Below are 19,270 nucleotides of genomic sequence, written 5' to 3'. Positions count from 1 at the left end.
CCTGAAATATCGAAGGGTACAGACCTTACGCACCCACCTCGAATATCACCCCTTCAAGTCCCAGGATCTCGCCGCTACTCGAGTACAGCCCGACGCCGGTTTCGCACACTTCCTTGATGCGGCCATCGGCACAACATATCCGGTATTTCAGCTGAAACGGCTCACGCTTGAGCAGTGCGCATTGCACGCAGTACCAGACATAGTCGCTGTATTCCTCAAGAATCAATGCGCCATAGCTTTGTTCGCGAGTCAGTTGTTCGGCGGAGTAGCCGGTGAGGTGCAGGCAGCCTTCACTGACGTACTGCATGCGCCAGGCGCGCGCGTTTTCACCCTTGTAGATCAGCGCCGGCAAGTCGTTGACCAAGCCGCTGACACTGATCGAGGTGGCGGCCTGCGGAGCTTGTTCAGTGACCGTTATCGGTTCATGACCTTGCGGCTGCGCTTCATGACGATGCATCCATGACGCCAGCTCCAGGCGTGAGTGCAGGTCAAACTTGCGCAGGAGGTTGCGCACATAAATCTTTACCGTGCCATCGCTGATGCCCAGCTCCCGGGCGATCTGCTTGTTGTTGAGGCCGTCCCTGATCAGGCTGAGGGTTTGCGTTTCGCGTTCGGTCAGCGAATGGGTGGTCGATAACGGCGAAGGCGCGGGGCTGATTGTGTGCATTTTTTCCTCCCGTCTTGTCGATATGAATGCTGTAAGACAGCAAATTCCATGCCTCTGACTGTCAACTACCCCTTTGGGAGTAGCTCATCGTGAGGATTGAGCATGCATGCCGCATAGGAAATTATCTTGCCCATGAGGAAACGTCAGGGCAATTCCGCCCTCGTCAGCACGAGGATCGACATGAACAATCCGATTGCAGCGTCGCGCCCTTTCAGCCTGCCGACGTATGACGCAGTACCACCCATGCAGTTGTCCCGTGATTATTTGCTGGTGACCCAGACGCAAGGCCTTAAACTTCATGCCGAGCTACAAGACCGGCTTGCACAAGCCCGCAGCCTGACGCACCTGGCCTTGCCCGAACTGGAAGATCTACAGACGTTACAGGGGGTACTGGCCGAGCATTTACGCAACAGCCATGTCGGTGTGCAGTTGCATGTGCAGGGCGATGAGTCGTTTCTCTGGAAGGTGCGCACGGTGGCCGTTGACGCGGGGCTACTGACCGATGAAATCACGTTGAGCCTGAACTCGGGACCGGGCGAGGGCGATAGCCGTTCGGTGTTCTGCGTGCACTGCGCCACATTGCAGGACGCTACTGATGCCGCACTGCACACCTGTTGCCAGTGCGCTGTAGTGCTTGAAGTTCGCCAGCACTTTTCCCAGCGTTTGGGCGCGTATATCGGAGTCTGCGCCGATGCCGACCGACCATACGGGGAGGCCTGCGCATGAGCCAAACGATTGCCGTTCGAGTGGCGCAAACCCACTTGCTGACGCCGATGGTGCGCGAACTGTTGCTGGAGCCGCTGAGCGGTTCTTTGCCGGCTTTTTCAGCGGGCAGCCATGTGCAAGTGCACTTGCCCAATGGCCGACGTAATGCCTATTCGCTGCTGGGTGATCCCGCTCAGACGCGCCATTACCGCATCGCCGTGCGTCGTCAGTCTCTGTCACGCGGTGGCTCACACTTTATCCATGACGAACTGGACGTCGGTGACCGGCTGACTATTTCGGCACCGGCCAATCTGTTTCCGGTACACAGCAAAGCGCGCCTGCACCTGTTGATTGCCGCAGGCATCGGCATTACGCCGTTCATGGCGTATTGCGCGGAGCTAACGCGTCAGGGCCAGGATTTCGAGCTGCATTACGCCTGCCGTCCCGGCATCAGCGATGCCTATCTGGACACGTTGCGCGAGCAGTTGGGGCCACGCCTGCATGTGTATGCCAGCCCCACGCGACGACTGGATCTGAACACGCTGCTGAGCCAGCGCCCACTGGGCACACATGTTTACGCCTGTGGCCCGCAAACGTTGATCGATGCCTTGCGCGAGCAGAGCCAGGCGCTGGGCTGGCCGGCCAGTCGCGTGCACTGGGAGGCGTTCGCCGCGCCGGAGCCTGGTAATCCCTTCGATGTGCACCTCGTACGTAGCGGTCGACAGTTAAAGGTCAATGCCGAAGACAGCCTGCTCGAAGCCCTGGAAGCGGCTGGCATCGAGGTGCCGAACCTCTGTCGCGGCGGCGTCTGTGGGCAATGCCAGACAGCTTATGTAGACGGTGCGGTCGAGCATCGGGATCTGTTTCTCAGCGACCACGAACGCAACACTCACTTGATGCCCTGTGTGTCGCGCAGTTGCGGCGGAGCGCTGGTACTCGATATCTGATTGTGGAGTTTTGTCATGACCCTAGCCTTCAAAGCACCGCAAACCTACTGCGACGACTTCAGCTTTCGCAACAGCCCGCAGGCCATCGCGCGCTTCCCGTTTCCGTTTCCCGAAGATCAGTACATGTACTCGGTGAACATCGAGCCAGCAACTTCCCGCGATCCGGGTTCGATCTTCGAGCATCCGTTCGACATCGACGAACATTACCTGTCCGAGACCGCCGAACGAGCCCGGGTACTGGAACGCGACCCCGGGCGCTGTCTGGTCATGCCGCACATGACTCAGGCCGCCTGGGACATGGTGCAGGTGCTGATGGAGCATCTGTCTGAAGACTATCCGCAGCACTTTCATCTGCAGCGCGACGGCGACGCCTGGCACTGGCAGAACCTGCCGATGGGTATTGATCAGCGTTTCACCTTCGGTGATCCGGCGAGCCTGCCGTGCGAGCCACTGGAGTACATCACCCGCCAGTTGCAGGGCGACTTCGCCGTGCTCGACCAGCGAGATGGCGACCTGTTCATGGACGCGGGCATGGTCACCTGTCCGGCCGACTGGTCATTGCGTTTCGACGCTGGCATGAGCTTCAAACAATGGCACTCGCCGGTACCGATGGCGCATCAGATGGGCATCTTCGACCGGGCGCTGAAATACCTGCTGAATGTGCAGGTCGGCCAGCCGGTGCGTCGCCTGAACTGGACGTTGACGATCAATCCGCGACTGGATTCGTCGCCCGAAACCTTTCATGAATGGGGCAACGACCGTGGCAAGGTCACTGCCGAAAACGCAGGACGACTGGTTCATCTGCGTGTGGAGATGCAGCTGATGATGCGCCTGCCGCGCTCCAACGCGCTGATGTTCGGCATTCGCACCTACCTGATCAGCATGGACGAACTCGTCACCAATCCGGCCTGGGCGCAACGCATGCATCGGGTGATTCGCGATTTGCCCGAGGCCATTGCCGACTACAAGGGCATGACCCGCTATCGGCAGGCCCTGATCGAGTGGCTGCGACGCTTTGATTTCGATACCTGAGATCAGGCCTGACTTCCAGCTCTGACCTCAAACCCTCACTTAATCCAAGAGGAATACTCCATGACTCATTCATGGCGCACCCCTGCGCTTCGCGAACGGCACCTGGCCCTTGGCTCACAGCTGGAAGACTGGAACGGCATGCCCACCGCGTGGACCTACGCCAGCGACCTGGCTGACCACCATGAGGCCATTCGCACCCGCGCCGGGTTGATGGACGTGTCGGGCCTGAAGAAGGTGCATTACGTCGGTCCGCACGCCGAAAGCCTGTTACAGCAGGCCACCACCCGCGATATCGCCAAGCTGTATCCGGGCAAATCGGTATACGCCTGCATGCTCGATGAAGACGGAAACTTTGCTGACGACTGCATTGTGTATCGCACCGGCCCCAATGCCTTCATGGTCGTGCATGGTGCGGGGAGCGGCCATGAGCTGCTGGTTCGCTCGGCGCTGGGCCGTCAGGTCGCGGTGTTGTTCGATGACGATCTGCACGATCTCTCGCTCCAAGGACCGAAGGCCGTGGATTTTCTCGCCGGGCACGTACCGGGCATTCGCGATCTGGCGTATTTCCACCATCTGCAAACCCGCTTGTTCGACCGCCCGGTGATGATCTCGCGGACGGGCTACACCGGGGAGCGCGGTTACGAAATTTTCTGCAAGGCTGCCGATGCCCCGCTGATCTGGGATGGCATTCTTGAGCAGGGCCGCGACCTAGGCATTATCCCGTGCGCTTTTACCGCACTGGACTGGCTGCGTGTCGAAAGCTCACTGCTGTTTTTCCCCTACGACAACTCGCAGATGTACCCCTTTGCCGATCAGAAGGCCGGCGACAGCCTCTGGGAACTGGGCCTGGATTTCACCGTGTCGCCCGGCAAGCAGGGGTTTCGGGGTGCTGAGGAGCATTACCGACGCCAGGGCTCTGAGCGCTTCAAGATATTCGGTGTGTTGCTCGACGGTCAGGTGGCGGCTCAGGCGGGCGACAGCCTGTGGTTCGAGGGCAAAGAGGTGGGCGTGATCACCTGCGGTATGTACTCGCGTCTGACCGGCAAATCCATGGCGATCGCCCGAGTCCAGCCGCACATTGCCGAGCAGGGCGTTGCTCTGGAAGTGCGTGGCAGCCTGAGTGTCAAGGCAATCAGTCACAGCCTGCCGTTCGATGATCCCGAGAAGAAAAAACGCACGGCCAAGGGCTGAGTACGCGATTTTTTCATGACAAGAGAACATGCCATGTCCACCTCCCACTACATACTCAACGTCCAATGCCCGGCGACCTCGGGCATTGTCAGCGCCGTGACCACATACCTGGCTGAGCGCGACTGTTACCTGAGCGAACTGGCGCAGTTCGACGACGAGCACACCGGGCGCTTTTTCATGCGGGCGGTGTTTCGCTTCAATGCTGGCATCACTGGCGATATTAATGCTCTGCGCCAAGGCTTCGACGATGTTGCAGTGCCCTTCGACATGCGATGGGCGCTGCACGCGGGTGATAAACCGCTGCGGGTGCTGTTGATGGTCAGCAAGTTCGACCATTGCCTGACTGACCTGTTGTATCGCCACCACAAAGGCGAGCTGAGCATGCACATCACAGCCATTGTCTCCAACCACCTGGACCTGCGGCCGATGGCTGAGCGCGAGGGCATCCGCTTTGTGTATCTGCCCGTCACGCCCGACACCAAGGCGCAGCAGGAAGCCGAGTTGATGAGCATCGTCGAGCAGACCGGGACCGACCTGGTGGTGCTCGCACGCTACATGCAGATTCTGTCCGATGATTTGTGTCACAAGCTCGCCGGGCGGGCGATCAATATTCACCACTCGTTTTTACCCGGCTTCAAGGGCGCCAGGCCCTATCACCAGGCCTATGCACGGGGCGTAAAACTGATCGGCGCAACGGCGCATTACGTCACCGGCGACCTCGACGAGGGGCCGATCATCGAGCAGCAGGTGCAACGGGTCGAGCATGACCATAGCCCGGACGATCTCGTCGCCATCGGCCGGGATACCGAGACCGTGGCGCTCTCGCGGGCCCTCAAATACCACCTGGAACATCGCGTATTCATCAACCACGACAAGACGGTGATCTTCCGATGAGCGCCCGATGTTCATCGCCTGCCTGATGCACAACCTCTTTGCCGCCACCCGCTTGAAATGCCTGCAAGGCATCGAGCTTTCCTCATTGCGGAGAATCGAACATGAAAAAACGAGTCGCGATCATTGGTGCGGGCCCTTGCGGACTGGCTCAGTTGCGAGCATTTCAGTCGGCCGTAGAGTCCGGCGCTTGCACGCCGGAGCAGGCACCCGAACTGGTCTGCTACGAAAAACAGTCTGACTGGGGCGGCATGTGGAATTACACATGGCGGACCGGGCTGGACGAACATGGTGAGCCGGTGCACGGCAGCATGTACCGCTACCTGTGGTCCAACGGGCCAAAAGAGTGTCTGGAGTTTGCCGACTACAGTTTCGACGAGCACTTTGGCCGCCCGATCGGCTCTTATCCGCCGCGCGAGGTGCTCTGGGATTACATCAAGGGCAGGGTCGAAAAAGCGGGTGTGCGTGATTACATCCGCTTCAATACGGTGGTGCGCAGCGTGACTTTTGACGAGGTGCAAGAGCAGTTCACCGTCACCGTTCATGATCACGACAAGGACCTGACCAGCAGCGAAGTGTTCGACTATGTGGTGGTTGCCAGCGGGCATTTCTCCACACCCAATGTGCCGCATTTTCCGGGTTTCGAGACGTTCGCCGGGCGCGTGCTGCATGCCCACGACTTCCGCGATGCACTGGAATTCAAGGACAAGGACGTATTGATCGTCGGCAGCAGTTATTCGGCCGAAGACATTGGTTCGCAGTGCTACAAGTACGGCGCGCGGACCATCACCAGTAGCTATCGCAGCGCACCGATGGACTATCACTGGCCCGACAATTGGGAAGAGAAGCCACTGCTCACTCATGTGCAGGGCAACCGAGCGTTCTTTGTCGACGGCACCAGCAAAACAGTCGACGCAGTGATCCTGTGCACCGGCTACAAACACCACTTCGCCTTCCTGCCCGAGGACCTGCGCCTGAAAACAGGCAACCGCCTGTGGCCGCTGAACCTGTACAAAGGGATTTTCTGGGAAGCCAACCCGCGGCTGATTTATCTGGGCATGCAGGACCAGTGGTACAGCTTCAACATGTTCGACGCCCAGGCCTGGTATGCCCGCGACGTTATTCTGGGGCGCATTGATTTACCGGACAGAGCCCCCATGCAGGCTGAAAACCTGGCTTGGCGCCATGAGGAGGAACGCCTTGAAACCGCGCAACAGATGTTCGAATTTCAGGGTGAATACATTCGCCAATTGATCGAAGCCACCGACTACCCCAGTTTTGATATCTCGCAGGTAAATGAGACCTTCCTTCAATGGAAGAAGGACAAGCACGCCGACATCATGGGCTATCGCAACAACTGCTATCGCTCGTTGATCACCGGCACTATGGCGACCGTGCACCACACGCCGTGGCTGGACGCCCTGGACGATTCATTAGCCGCCTACCTGGCCAGTGATGGTTTCGATCGCCTGAAATCTGCAGGTTGAGGTTGCCATGAATCTTCCTGTCACAAGCCGGCCTCTGGAGCCGGCCTTGTTTGCCCGCACCCCCGGTTATGAACGCCATCGGGTTGCGCCGGGTGGATTGACGGTAATTGCCTTGCAGGCCGGCGATCGCTTGCAGGTCATCGATCTGGAGGGGGACCAGCCCGCTGAATTGCTGGCCTTTCTGGTCGACGGCCGCGAGGCGCTTTCAGCACTGGGGTTGCAACGTACTTCCGGTGCACGCTTTATCGGCGAGAGCCTTGGCCAGGCAAACCGTGAAGCGCAGCATGTTGCGGCGGGCCTGACGCAGCGCGGCGTGGATTGCCGCCATCTCGGCGAAGCGTGCAGCCTCTGGCCGAGCGCCACACCGGCAGGCTTCAGCCGCGCCATGACCGCCAGTGCCGATCTGTTGGTGGTAGTCGCCGCACCCGGCGGGCGTACACCTGTGGATGGGCAGGACAGGGCCAGCGAGTTGCGCCTCATCATTGAGCGGGCCAATCCGACAGCATTATGGGTGCCACCGCTGCCAGCGCCTTTGGGTGAAGTCATCGACGAGTTCACCATCACGCCCGGCACCGCGCGGGATTATCGAGTGGCCGCGGGAGAGTTCATTCAGGTGATTGACGTCGCCGGACGCCAATGCTCGGACTTTGTCGCCTTCGATCAGCGAGGCCTGGATACCGGGCGCGAAATCGATCTGGACCCCACGGTCACACGTACCCTCAACGGGAGTGCCTATCCGGGGCCAGGCCTGTTCAGCCGTTTCTTCGACCGCAACCTGCAGCCAATGCTGGAAGTGGTCCGTGACACGGTCGGCCGCCATGACACCTTTGCCTTGGCCTGCACCGCACGCTATTACGAATCCCAAGGCTACTTTGGCCACGAAAACTGCAGCGATAACATCAGCCGTGTACTTGCCGCGCATGGTGTACAGGGGCGGGCGGGGTGGCCTGCGATCAATTTCTTTTTCAATACCGGTATCGATGCCCATCAGCACCTGACTCTCGATGAGCCATGGTCTCGTCCCGGTGATTACGTGTTACTCAAGGCCATGACGGATCTCCTCTGCGCCAGCAGCAGTTGCCCGGATGACATCGACCCGGCCAATGGCTGGCAACCCACCGATATCCACGTTCGCGTGTATTCCGAAAAGGAGCGTTTCAGTATCGCCATGACTACCCGACAGACTGCTGACGCCGACCCGGTGCTGACCCGCGAAAGCGGTTTTCATGCGGGCACTTCAAACCTGACCCGACAGTTCATCGACTATCGTGGCTTCTGGACCCCAAGCCGCTTTGATGGCTACGGCGCCCTTGATGAATACCACGGCTGCCGTGAGCGGGTGGCGGTGATGGACCTGTCGGCATTGCGCAAATTTGAAGTGCTTGGGCCCGATGCGGAAGCCTTGCTCGATTACTGCCTGACCCGCGATGTGCGCAAACTCGCCATCGGCCAGGTGGTCTATTCGGCGATGTGTTACGAACATGGCGGTATGCTCGATGATGGCACCTTGCTGCGCCTGGGCCAGGATGCGTTTCGCTGGATTGGCGGTGAAGACCACGCCGGTGTGTGGATGCGTGAGCAGGCCGAAAAGCTCGGGATGAAAGTGTGGATCAAGAGCGCTTCCGAACAGATCAGTAACGTCGCCGTACAAGGCCCGTTGAGCCGCGAACTGCTCAAGCAGATGATCTGGACCCCAGGCACCCAGCCAGCAATGGCGGAGCTTGGCTGGTTCCGCTTTCTGACTGGTCGCCTTGATGACCATAACGGCCCGGCGTTGATGGTTTCGCGCACCGGTTACACTGGCGAACTGGGTTTTGAAATCTGGTGCCATCCCGATCACGCGATGCAAGTCTGGGAACGGCTCTGGGCGCTCGGCGAACCCTTGGGGCTGGTGCCACTGGGGCTTGAGGCTCTGGACATGCTGCGCATCGAAGCCGGACTGGTGTTTGCCGGTTACGAGTTCGACGACCAGACGGATCCGTTTGAAGCCGGGATTGGATTTTGCGTGCCCCTCAAGAGTAAAACCGCTGACTTCATCGGCCGTGAAGCGCTGTTGCGGCGTAGTGCCCAGCCTCGGCATAAGCTGGTGGGGCTCGTGCTGGAAGGCAATGAAGTGGCGGCGCATGGCGATTGCGTTCGGGTGGGACGCGCACAAGTCGGCGTGATCACCAGCGCGACGCGCTCTGCGGTGCTTGGGCGCAACATTGCCTTGTGCCGACTGGACGTTGCGTACTGCGAACCGGGCACGACGGTGGAGGTCGGTAAGCTTGATGGCCAGCAAAAGCGCATTCGCGCGCAGGTAGCGGCCAGTACCGTGGCGTACGATCCAGACAAGCTGCGGGTTCGTAGCTGAAATCTTTCCAGCGTTAAAAGGCGCCACTGCAGGATGTATCTTGCACTGGCGCCTTTTTCTTTTAATTGGAGAGGAGGGGGCGTGTAGCTGCATCCCCCTCAGAGCCATAGCTTCTTCATCGTCAGAAATGCCGTCTTCCCGGATGAATCCAGTCCCACAAGGGGCACGGTGGACTTGAGGTTTGCGCATACCGCGTGGGAGATTCTATGTTTGCCAGCAACTGCGTAGGACCGGCTTTAGCCGGGAGGGCGGTATTTCTGCTGAACAGGGTTTAGTGAATGCCCCGACGTCCTCCCGGCTAAAGCCAGTCCTACAAGATTGCGGTGGATTTGGTTTGCGCAAATCTGCAGTCGGGCTGAACACCTTCAGCCCGACGATCAACCCCGAATAATCCTGAAACTCAGTTCGAGTATTTGTAACCGACCTCGCCGTGGGCGGCTAGATCCAGACCATCCACCTCGGCATCTTCATCGACGCGCAGGCCACCGCACAGCATCGCAGCGATCTTGAATGCCACCAGGCTGCTCACTGCTGAAAACACGATGCTGAACAGCAACGCGCCGCCATTGACCATCAACTGACTGATGAGATCGCGACCTTCAGCAAACCCTTGACCGCCCAACGCTGTCATGGCGAAGACGGGCGTCAGAAGCCCACCCAGAATACCGGCAACACCATGCACGCCAAACACATCGAACGCGTCGTCCAGGCCCAGCATCGGCTTGAGTTTTTCCACTGACCAGACGCACAGCGGGCCTGCGATAAAGCCCAGCACGATGGCCCCCATCGGCCCGACAAAACCGCATGCCGGGGTAATTGCCACCAGACCGGCGATGGAGCCCGATACCGCACCGAACAGACTTGGCCGGCCGCGGTGTTTCCATTCCACGAGCATCCAGCCCAGCGCACCGGCACAGCTGGCCAGCATAGTGTTGACCATCACCAGCATGGCGAAACCGTTAACCGCCAGCACGCAACCACCGCAGAAACCCAGCCAGCCAACCCACAACAGCGAACCGCCGGTCATGGTCATCGTCATGTTGTGCGGTGCGAGCGCCGAGGTTCCGAAACCACGACGCCGACCGATTAGCCAGGCACCGACCAGCGAGGCAATACCGACGTTGAGGTGCACCACGTTGCCGCCGGCGAAATCCTGCACGCCCAGACTGAATACCCAGCCGCCGCCCCATGCCATGTGTGCCATAGGGATGTAATTAATGGTGATCCACACCGCCATGAACACCATGACTGCCGCAAACTTCATGCGCTCGGCAAACGCACCGACAATAATTGCAGGGGTAATGGCGGCAAACAGCAACATGAACAGGAAGTACAGATATTCTGGAATAGTGCCCACCACCGTATGGATGGTCACACCCTGCAAAAACAACTTGTCGAAGTTGCCAATGATTGCATTCAACGAGCCACCGTCTCCGAATACCAGACTGTAGCCATACACGGCAAATATGACCGACATCAAGGCCGCCGTGCAGAACACTTGCATCATCACCGAGAGGACATTCTTGGTTCTTGCCATACCGCCGTAGAACAGCGCGAGGCCGGGTAATGTCATCAATAAGACGACCAGCGAACACAGTGCAACAAACGCTGTGTCGCCCGTGTTGATCACCGGCGCAGTTTCATCGGCATACCCTGAAGAGCAAGCCACAACAAGAGGGAGGCCGCAGAGGGCGCGGCCTGTACGAGTAAGGCGGATCATGGCTGAGTATCTCCAGAGGTCAGGAATTTCGCTGTCACGACTCTGCGGGGCAAAGTGCTTCAGCGCTTGGATTTACGCCTCAGGGTGAAACGCGTCATTCCCTTTGGGTAATTTAGTTTCCTGTAAGGAATAGCAATTTGCTTGCCATTTTCGCTCTTGCCGGTGGGGTGGGCGGCCGTTAATGAACGGAACTACCCGTTTGCCTGCTGTGGAGAGGTTTTTCGTTTGTGGTGGGCGCTGTTTGCCAATAAGAGCAAATGTGAGGACTGGAAATATGCACTGTTAATGCACACTTTCACGAGGCGAGCGCCTTTATGGCTATATGCATTATGGGGTATTGCCAAGACGTGCATGAGTGTTGAACGTTCGCCAACGCGTTGCGATTTATCCAGGAATATCGGCTGCGTAATAACCATGTCTTACGCTTCCAAAACTGGCGTATACGAATAAACACCGTGAGCCGATTACTATTCGCAGGTCTCACCACGGCTGTTACAAGGCAAAATATTCAGGGCGCGCCATTCCTTGATCATTTGGCGACGATTACGGGAGTAACGTTCTTCAAGCACTTCAACGTTTGCCACATTATCCAGGTCTATCATGCGAAACCTGGCGTCAGCCTCGCACCAGGCTGCCACAGATCGCCGGTTTTCGATAAACCCCAACATGATTGGCCAGATAACCTGGTCTTCCATTGGCCCATGCTTGATCGATAGCGTGATACGTAGCTTGCACTGGTTGCGCAGGGCCCGGCGAATCTCGCTTAAATCGATTGGTGCGGAATGTAGCGTGGGGCTGCTTACGTAGAATGTTTCATCCTCGAAGGCCGGTCGCATATCCGGCGCAAGTACGGCGTTAATCTTGGCCAATGCGTTTTTGACCGCAAAAGCAAACTTGTCATCGGTATGACGACTGACCCATAAAGCGCCGGTCACCAGTGCCTGTATTTCTTCCTCCGTAAATGAGAGTGGAGGCAGAAGAAAACCCGGCTTGAGCACGTAGCCCAGGCCGGGTTCACCATCAATGTCGGCCCCCATACCCTGCAATGTCAGAACATCGCGGCGTATGGTGCGAAGGGATACTCCCAGTTCTTGAGCGAGTACTCGTCCCGATACCGTTCTGCGATGACGCCGAAGCACTTGCATCAGCTCAAACAATCGATCACTTCTGGCCATAGCTCCCCCTATGCATCTCCCATCTCAATGACAGCCTTACCGCCAGGTTTTCGACCGTTTTCGATATCCCCGATCAGTTGAATGGCATCGTGCAGAGCAACAGTTTTGCCTACAGGGATTCTGAAGCTTCCTGCACTGGCAGCTTTGGCGAGCTTATCCAGAATGTCTGCGCGTGGCGACCCGATGACGGGCTTGAGACGACGGTCAAAGACCGCGCGAACAAACTTCCAGGGGCCAGGGTTCAGATCCAGAAACACGCCTCCCGCGCGCAGCATTGCAACGCCTGTGGAAATCGAAAGCGTCGCCGCCGTGTCGTAAACGATATCGAATCGGGCGGTGATACTGGATAACTGTGTAGTGCGATAGTCATACACGGTTTGCACACCGAGTGTTTGTGCCCTTTGGATGTCCTTGGCGCTGCAACTGCCTGAGACGACAGCGCCATGCATCATTGCTATTTGCACAGCGGCCTCGCCGACGGCGCCGGCACAACCATTGATGAATACTTGCTGGCCAGCGTGCAACTTCGCCTTGTCGATGAGTCCATTCCATGCGGTTATACCTGGCGTGCCGAGGCACGCGGCGTCCTCGAATGAAACTTCATCAGGCTTTTGGGTTAGAAATGCTTCTTTGGTGATAACAGCCTCGGCAAATGCGCCGCTTTCTTTGAATCGGGCTAATCCAAAAACCGCATCGCCCACCTTCAAACGCTTGACACCTGGGCCGACCGATAAAACTGTGCCAGAAAAATCCATCCCCATTGTTCTAGGGAATTTATTACCGGTGACGATTTTCATTTGCCCGCTACGCAGCTTCCAGTCAATCGGATTGATCGCAGCAAATCTGACTCTGACCGCCACTTCAGCTTCGCCAGGGGGAAGCAGGTCAAAATCTTCGACCCGCATAACATCCGGCCCGCCGTAGGTGTGATATTGAATGCGTTTCATGATACGTCTCCGAACCTCATCAAGTAGGTGAGCCAGCTTCGGAGTCAAATCTAACGGTGTATGTGGACAGTTTCTGTCACCATTCAAATGGGCCGTGTACAGGGCGCAATCTGATGGGCGTGCCATTCAGAAATCTTGCGGTAACAGGAGTTGGCGAAATCTTCATCTGGTTGCAGGCGAGCCAGGTTCGCTATGGAAGCGGGCCCAAAGGCTCAAGTTCGCGGATGAGATCAATGAGCAGGCGAAGGCCTACGGGAACCTGCCTGAAGCTTGAGTAGTAGATGTGAAAACCTGGGTCGTAGTGAGTCCAGTCCTCCAGGACTCGCTGCAGCGAGCCTTCGGCGATCTGCCGCTCGACGACAGACGCGGGAACATACATCAAACCGGCGCCGCGCATCGTCATTGCTACACCAACGCGGGTTTCATCGATGGTTATGGCGCCGGGCGCGTCAATCTCCATCTGTTGACCCTCTTTCGAGAATTGCCAGTGGTAGATGCGTGCGTTACCCAGACGCACGCGTAAACAACGATGTTGGTATAGATCCTCAGGCTGTTTCGGGGTACCGAATCGCGCAAGGTAGTCAGGCGATGCAACGACTGCCCATGCCACATCGGGAGACAGGCGTTGAGCAATCATGTCTGCGGGAACCGTCCCACCAAAACGAATGCCTGCGTCATGCCCGTCGCCGATGATGTCGACCATCCGATTGGTGACGGTCAGGTCGACCTCAATGTTCGGATAGCGGTCAACAAAAACCGGAAGAGCGGGGCCCAACAGCAATTTTGCGCCGTCGCTCAGGACGTTCAAGCGAATACGCCCGGCGGGCTCATCACGCAGCCGATTCAGGGACTCAAGCGCTTGCCCGATATCATCTACGGGAGTGCTGATGAGGCCCTGCAACTCTTCGCCCGCAGCCGTGAGCGTCACGCTTCGGGTTGTGCGATTGAGAAGTCGAACACCAAGCCGTGTTTCAAGTCCCTTCATGGCATGGCTCAGCGCTGACGCACTGATGTCGACCTCCAGACCTGCCTTTCTGAAGCTCTGATGCCGAGCGATGGCGAGGAAATAAACAATATCTGCCAGGTTCGTGCGGCTGAGCTGCATGGATGACTCCGAAGCCAAGTGAATTGAATAAGGGAAGGTCAGCCCAGCGCGGGCAAATGGTCGATGAGCTTATCGAGCGTAATGGGATAATCGCGAACCCTGATGCCGGTAGCGTTATAAACAGCGTTGGCAATGGCCGCTGCTGCTCCGGAAATACCAAGCTCGCCGACACCTTTGGCCTTGAGAGGTGTTGCATAGCGGTCTACTTCATCCAGGAAAATGACTTCCTGATGCGGGATGTCGGCATGCACTGGTACTTCGTAGCTGGCCAGATCGTGATTAACAAAAAATCCCAGGCGATGATCCACAATCATTTCTTCCATTAGCGCTGCACCTGCGCCCATGGTCATCCCGCCGATGATCTGACTGCGGGCTGTTTTGGGGTTGAGTATCCGTCCTGCTGCACAGACCGCCAACTGGCGGCGGATACGAATTTCTCCGGTGGCCGCGTTGACGCCAACTTCGACAAAGTGAGCGCCAAAGGTTTGCTGGGCATACTGCTTGGCCAGGTCGCCAAACTCCATGATGTCTTCGGCCACTACATCACCGTTCAATGCCGCTTGTGCCAATGGCACGCTGTTTAAACCATCACGAATCTGGCCATCGATAAATTCCGCTTTTGCTGGGTCCATGCCAAACCTCGTAGCGATGGCTTCCCGCAACTTTACGCAAGCGGCGTACACGCCTGCTGTAGATGAAGCTGCGCCCCATTGGCCGCCTGATCCGGAAGACTCAGGGAAACGTGAATCCCCTAGATGCACGTTAACCTTATCCATGCCTACACCCATCATTTCCGCAGCGGTCTGGGCAATGATGGTGTAAGAGCCGGTTCCAATGTCTGTCATGTCGGTTTCAACGGTGACGATGCCATCGCGATCCAGCCGTACGCGAGCAGCAGATTTCGTTGTAGGTGCGCCTCGAATCGCAGAGGCCATGCCGATGCCGGTCCACCAGCCGTCATGCAGTTCCTTGCCGGGAAGGGGGTTGCGTTGAGCCCAGCCGAAACGATCAGCTCCCGTATTCAGGCACTCGACTAACTGGCGCTGAGAAAACGGGCGATCAGGCTGCTCCGGATCTACCTGCGTATCGTTGATGACGCGAAACTTCACAGGATCCATACCCAGTTTCTCGGCCATTTCGTCCATGGCAATTTCCAGCGCCATCATGCCAGGCGCCTCACCGGGCGCTCGCATGGCGCTACCTTCAGCAAGGTCGAGTTTGGCCAGGTACAAACGGGTCATACGGTTCGCGCCCGCATACAATGTCCGGGTCGATGCGGTGGCGGCTTCAGTACGACCACCGCGCAGATTGCCGGACCAACTCTCATGGCCGATGGCGGTGAGTTTGCCGTCCGGATTGGCACCCAGCCGTATTCTCTGAATCGTTGCGGGTCTGTGGGTCAGGTTGTTGAACATCAGCGGGCGGGGAAGCGCTACTTTGACCGGCCGCCCGGCTTCTCTGGCCGCAAGAGACGCCAACACAGCGTCACACAGAATGGTGCCTTTTCCGCCAAAACCGCCGCCAATGTAAGGCGAGATCAAATGAATGTTGTCTTTGGGAATACCCAGTGTTTTGGCCAGATCTCTGACACCCCAGTTCATTTGTTGAATAGACGTCCATAGCGTCAGCTTGTCTCCTTGCCACTGAGCAATGGTAGCGTGGGGTTCCATCATCGCGTGGGCATGATCCGGGGTGGTGTAATGACCGTCGAGGGTGAAAGCTGCTTGCTTGAATGCGCCTTCGAAATCCCCGATCGCCGTGTGTGGAGGCGGGCCAAACGCGCCCGGTGCAGGTGTTGTTGCTGACTCTCGCTGCGCGGCAAGGTCATAGGCACCAGACTCCTTGACGTAATGGACGCGAAGCAAAGCAGAAGCGGCCCGGGCCTGTTCGAACGTCTGCGCGACGACGATTGCTACCGCCTGGTGATAGTGGTCCACCTCAGGACCGGCAAGTGCGCGATCCACGTAAAATTCGCCTCTGTCCAAATGCCCGGCATTTTCATAGGTGACGATTGCAATAACGCCGCTGGCCTGGCGTGCTTCGCTCGAGTCAATTGAGGAGATCCGGCCTTTGCCAATGGATGCACCTAATACATAGCCGTAGGCGGGCGCGCTGGCAGTGGCCTGCTGTTCGTAAGCATAGGTCGCCGTGCCGGTTGTTTTAAGTTTGCCTTCAACACGATCTTCGGGCTGACCAATAACTTTCATCTGATCGATTGGGTTGGTGCTTGCAGGCGTATCAAACTTCATGGGGCTTGCTCCTTTTCAATCGACCGACAGCCTTCATGCCTCTTGGCAAGGCAATATTCACCAGCGCACCGGATGAAAAGACAGTGTTACTGGACTTCTCGTAGTCGGAGCCTATGGCACCGGGCGCTTACTGATAACCGGGGTTTTCAACATGAAGCCATGAGCGGGGCTCAGTAGTGTGCCGTGAGGCTCCTCATCCCTGTTCACTCATGCATACGAATGGGAACTCCAATTGTCGCCTTTTATTGCGAGCAAGCTCACTCGTACAGAAAACCGCATTCATCTGTAGGAGTGAGCTTGCTCGCGATGACATAGGTAATGGTTCAGGAAAACATTACGAATGTGACGTATCGTTTTAATTACCAGCGAGTTGGCCCGTCGTTTTTAGCCTTGCTGAAACAAAGAGCCCCGGTAGCTTTGCAGGCTACCGGGGCTCTTTGGCGAACGGGAGCACAACGTTAACGTTGGCGATTGTACCGAAGAATAGAAAAATTCAGTGCAGCCGCCACCGAGAGCCACGCCAGATAGGGCAATAAAATCAGGCCCGTAACGATGTCCAGCTGGAAAGACATCACGACCATGGTAGCGACTACCACCCAAAGCAGCACGAGGACCACCATCGCAACGGCGATGCGGTGCGCGCCGAAGAATACCGGTGTCCACAACGTATTCAGCGCTATTTGTGCAGCCCATAGCGCGAGCACGATCTCGCTGCCGGGGATCAGGGTCAAACGGTAACCTGCCCACGCGAGCAGCAGATAGATCGTCGTCCACGCCACCGGGAAGGCCCAGTTCGGTGGGGTAAAGCCTGGCTTTTGAAGCGACTCGTACCAAGCCCCAGGTTTGAAGATGATGCCCGTTGCGGCGGCAGCACAGCATGCGAGTAGATAAATGTAGAAGGTCATAGTGATTCCTGAACGGAGGACATGTGATTCTGAAAAGGCGGTGCCTGTCGCGGAATTGGATGCTTATGTGCTGAAAAAGTCCGTCCCGGATTCAACAATCAGCGACGTCCAGTTTTCCACACCATTGCGCTCAGGCTGTTTCTCCCAATCAGAGCGTCTCCAAGACAAGCCGTGTAACCGGGCAGCGGCCGTTTATTTTTTAGCGTGCAAACCAATGACTCGGCCGAGGAGGGCAGGCCTCGGCAGCTCGGATTGTCCAGCGCTTATGGCGTTAAGTCTTTCCTGTGTGGCATCGGTAAACGCTGTTGCATGCGGCCCGGCCAGATCTACGTGCAACAACATCTGCTCATTGCCAGCCAACTCCATCTCATCGCCGACCAGATGCAAGCTGTGATAGAGATGCAGGCGCTTGGCGTCGTAGGCAATCAGTTGGGTATGCACCTCAACTTCGGCGCCGAGTTTGACTTCATGCAGATAATTGAGGTGCAGCTCCAGTGTGAACAGCGAGTGGCCGCTGGCTTCCCGGTTAACCATGTCCAAGCCCAAGGCGTCCATCAGCCCGTCAGTGGCGTAGCTGAAGATCAGCAGGTAGAACGCGTCGCGCAGGTGCCCGTTATAGTCGACCCAGGCAGGTTGGACTTGGGTGGTATAGGTGGTCAGTGCTGGCATGTCGGAGATTCCTGTAAACCGGCTTTAGCCGGGCGAGCGGTATTTCTGGCGAAGGATATTTAACGACTGTGCCGACGCCCTCCCGGCTAAAGCGGGGCCACGGGGAAGGGTGGCGCAAACTGTGGGCACCGGCTTGCTTGCGGTGGCGATATTCAACTCACCGCCGCCAGCCCCACAGTGCTATTCGACAAAGGTCATGCCATGCCTGGTCTTGGTCGTTTTCACCGCCTCCAGCACTGCGAGCAAGCAATCATCACGGTAGCGCTCCAGCTCTGAAATACTGCGTTTACCCAGCTGATCACGGGTGCCGTCGACCACATCGTCGATCAATTTGTCGGTCAGCTCCGGCGCTGGCAAGTAGGTCCACGGCAACTGCAACGCCGGGCCGAACTGCGCCATGAAGTGACGCATGCCCGCGTCGCCACCCGCCAATGTGTAGGTAAGAAAAGTGCCCATGAATGACCAGCGCAACCCGGCACCGAAGCGAATCGCATCATCGATTTCGCCGGTGGTCGCCACGCCGTCATTGACCAGGTGCAGCGCCTCGCGCCATAGCGCTTCGAGCAAGCGATCGGCGATGAAGCCGGGGACTTCCTTGCGCACATGCAGCGGGCGCATGCCGAGGGATTCATACACCTTGATAGCCGCCGCAATGGCCGCCGGAGCGGTATTCTTGCCGCCCACCACTTCCACCAACGGCAGCAGGTAAACCGGATTGAATGGGTGGCCGACCACGCAACGTTCCGGATGCACCGAGCTTTCGTAGAATGCACTTGGCAGCAGCCCGGACGTACTTGAACCAATCAACACATTCGGTCTGGCCGCCGCGCTGATCTTGCTGTGCAGATCCAGTTTCAGTTCAAGGCGTTCCGGGGCGCTTTCCTGGATGAAGTCCGCGTCCCTCACACACTCTTCGATAGTGGCGACAAAGCGCAGGCGGCTCTGGGATGCACCTGGTGCCAGACCCTGTTGCTCCAGAGCGCCCCAAGCATTGGCGACACGTTCGCGCAGCGCCGCTTCGGCCCCGGGAGCGGGATCCCAGGCGACCACATCAAGGCCATGGGCGAGGGCGCGGGATACCCAGCCGCTGCCGATGACGCCGCTGCCGAGAGCGGCGAAGGTTTTGATTTCAGTGATAAAGCTCATGGCGACATTCCTGAAGAGTGCGGTGATCCAATGTGGCAAGCCAACCCGGATATGGGAGTTTGCTTGTATCTGATTTGGCCT

At 57.7% G+C, this 19,270-nt stretch carries 16 protein-coding genes; 7 read left to right on the top strand and 9 right to left on the bottom strand.

What is annotated here, in order from left to right; genetic code table 11:
- Positions 1 to 25: 25 nt before the first annotated feature.
- Positions 26 to 667, bottom strand: coding sequence for a LuxR C-terminal-related transcriptional regulator (locus tag H8S59_RS13775; protein WP_187521764.1), 642 nt, complete (start codon positions 665 to 667; stop codon positions 26 to 28).
- Between the two features lie 180 nt (positions 668 to 847).
- Between H8S59_RS13775 and H8S59_RS13770 the strand changes: the two genes are divergently transcribed.
- The 7 genes from H8S59_RS13770 to H8S59_RS13740 all read left to right on the top strand — a co-directional run bounded on the left by H8S59_RS13770 (position 848) and on the right by H8S59_RS13740 (position 9,273).
- Positions 848 to 1,393: a dimethylamine monooxygenase subunit DmmA family protein gene (locus tag H8S59_RS13770; RefSeq protein WP_187521763.1), complete on the top strand. Its 546-nt coding sequence runs from the start codon at positions 848 to 850 to the stop codon at positions 1,391 to 1,393.
- On the top strand, positions 1,390 to 2,319 hold the full coding sequence (locus H8S59_RS13765; protein WP_187521762.1) for a PDR/VanB family oxidoreductase: 930 nt from the start codon (positions 1,390 to 1,392) through the stop codon (positions 2,317 to 2,319). The genes H8S59_RS13770 and H8S59_RS13765 overlap by 4 nt, the downstream gene beginning before the upstream one ends.
- 15 nt (positions 2,320 to 2,334) lie before the next feature.
- A complete protein-coding gene (locus H8S59_RS13760; protein WP_095093655.1) occupies positions 2,335 to 3,351 on the top strand; it encodes a heme-dependent oxidative N-demethylase family protein in 1,017 nt (338 codons plus the stop codon).
- Between the two features lie 60 nt (positions 3,352 to 3,411).
- Positions 3,412 to 4,542: an aminomethyl transferase family protein gene (locus H8S59_RS13755; RefSeq protein ID WP_187521761.1), complete on the top strand. Its 1,131-nt coding sequence runs from the start codon at positions 3,412 to 3,414 to the stop codon at positions 4,540 to 4,542.
- 33 nt (positions 4,543 to 4,575) lie between these two features.
- Positions 4,576 to 5,436, top strand: a complete 861-nt coding sequence (gene purU, locus H8S59_RS13750; RefSeq protein WP_027900419.1) for a formyltetrahydrofolate deformylase — start codon at positions 4,576 to 4,578, stop codon at positions 5,434 to 5,436.
- 101 nt (positions 5,437 to 5,537) lie between these two features.
- Positions 5,538 to 6,920, top strand: a complete 1,383-nt coding sequence (locus H8S59_RS13745) for an NAD(P)-binding domain-containing protein (protein WP_187521760.1) — start codon at positions 5,538 to 5,540, stop codon at positions 6,918 to 6,920.
- 7 nt (positions 6,921 to 6,927) lie between these two features.
- Positions 6,928 to 9,273 (top strand): trimethylamine N-oxide demethylase, encoded by a 2,346-nt coding sequence (locus tag H8S59_RS13740; RefSeq protein WP_187521759.1) that lies wholly within the window; start codon positions 6,928 to 6,930, stop codon positions 9,271 to 9,273.
- 400 nt (positions 9,274 to 9,673) lie between these two features.
- Here H8S59_RS13740 and H8S59_RS13735 read toward each other — a convergent pair whose 3' ends face one another.
- From H8S59_RS13735 to H8S59_RS13700, 8 genes are all read right to left on the bottom strand, one after another.
- Positions 9,674 to 10,993, bottom strand: a complete 1,320-nt coding sequence (locus H8S59_RS13735; RefSeq protein ID WP_187521758.1) for an ammonium transporter — start codon at positions 10,991 to 10,993, stop codon at positions 9,674 to 9,676.
- A 467-nt stretch (positions 10,994 to 11,460) separates the two neighbouring features.
- On the bottom strand, positions 11,461 to 12,168 hold the full coding sequence (locus H8S59_RS13730; RefSeq protein WP_187521757.1) for a helix-turn-helix transcriptional regulator: 708 nt from the start codon (positions 12,166 to 12,168) through the stop codon (positions 11,461 to 11,463).
- An 8-nt stretch (positions 12,169 to 12,176) separates the two neighbouring features.
- Positions 12,177 to 13,115, bottom strand: coding sequence for an NAD(P)-dependent alcohol dehydrogenase (locus H8S59_RS13725; RefSeq protein WP_187521756.1), 939 nt, complete (start codon positions 13,113 to 13,115; stop codon positions 12,177 to 12,179).
- A 190-nt stretch (positions 13,116 to 13,305) separates the two neighbouring features.
- On the bottom strand, positions 13,306 to 14,220 hold the full coding sequence (locus H8S59_RS13720) for a LysR family transcriptional regulator (RefSeq protein WP_187521755.1): 915 nt from the start codon (positions 14,218 to 14,220) through the stop codon (positions 13,306 to 13,308).
- 38 nt (positions 14,221 to 14,258) lie between these two features.
- A complete protein-coding gene (gene paoC, locus H8S59_RS13715) occupies positions 14,259 to 16,469 on the bottom strand; it encodes an aldehyde oxidoreductase molybdenum-binding subunit PaoC (protein WP_187521754.1) in 2,211 nt (736 codons plus the stop codon).
- 458 nt (positions 16,470 to 16,927) lie between these two features.
- Complete coding sequence (gene tspO / locus H8S59_RS13710; protein WP_187521753.1) at positions 16,928 to 17,374, bottom strand: tryptophan-rich sensory protein TspO; 447 nt, start codon at positions 17,372 to 17,374, stop codon at positions 16,928 to 16,930.
- A gap of 192 nt (positions 17,375 to 17,566) precedes the next feature.
- Positions 17,567 to 18,043: a thioesterase family protein gene (locus tag H8S59_RS13705; protein ID WP_187521752.1), complete on the bottom strand. Its 477-nt coding sequence runs from the start codon at positions 18,041 to 18,043 to the stop codon at positions 17,567 to 17,569.
- Positions 18,044 to 18,223: 180 nt separating this feature from the next.
- A complete protein-coding gene (locus tag H8S59_RS13700; RefSeq protein ID WP_187521751.1) occupies positions 18,224 to 19,189 on the bottom strand; it encodes an L-carnitine dehydrogenase in 966 nt (321 codons plus the stop codon).
- Positions 19,190 to 19,270 lie beyond the last annotated feature (81 nt).

It is taken from the genome of Pseudomonas folii, from assembly GCF_014357575.1.
Taxonomy (GTDB): Bacteria; Pseudomonadota; Gammaproteobacteria; order Pseudomonadales; family Pseudomonadaceae; genus Aquipseudomonas; species Aquipseudomonas folii.
This window is presented reverse-complemented; position numbering and strand designations above follow the sequence as displayed.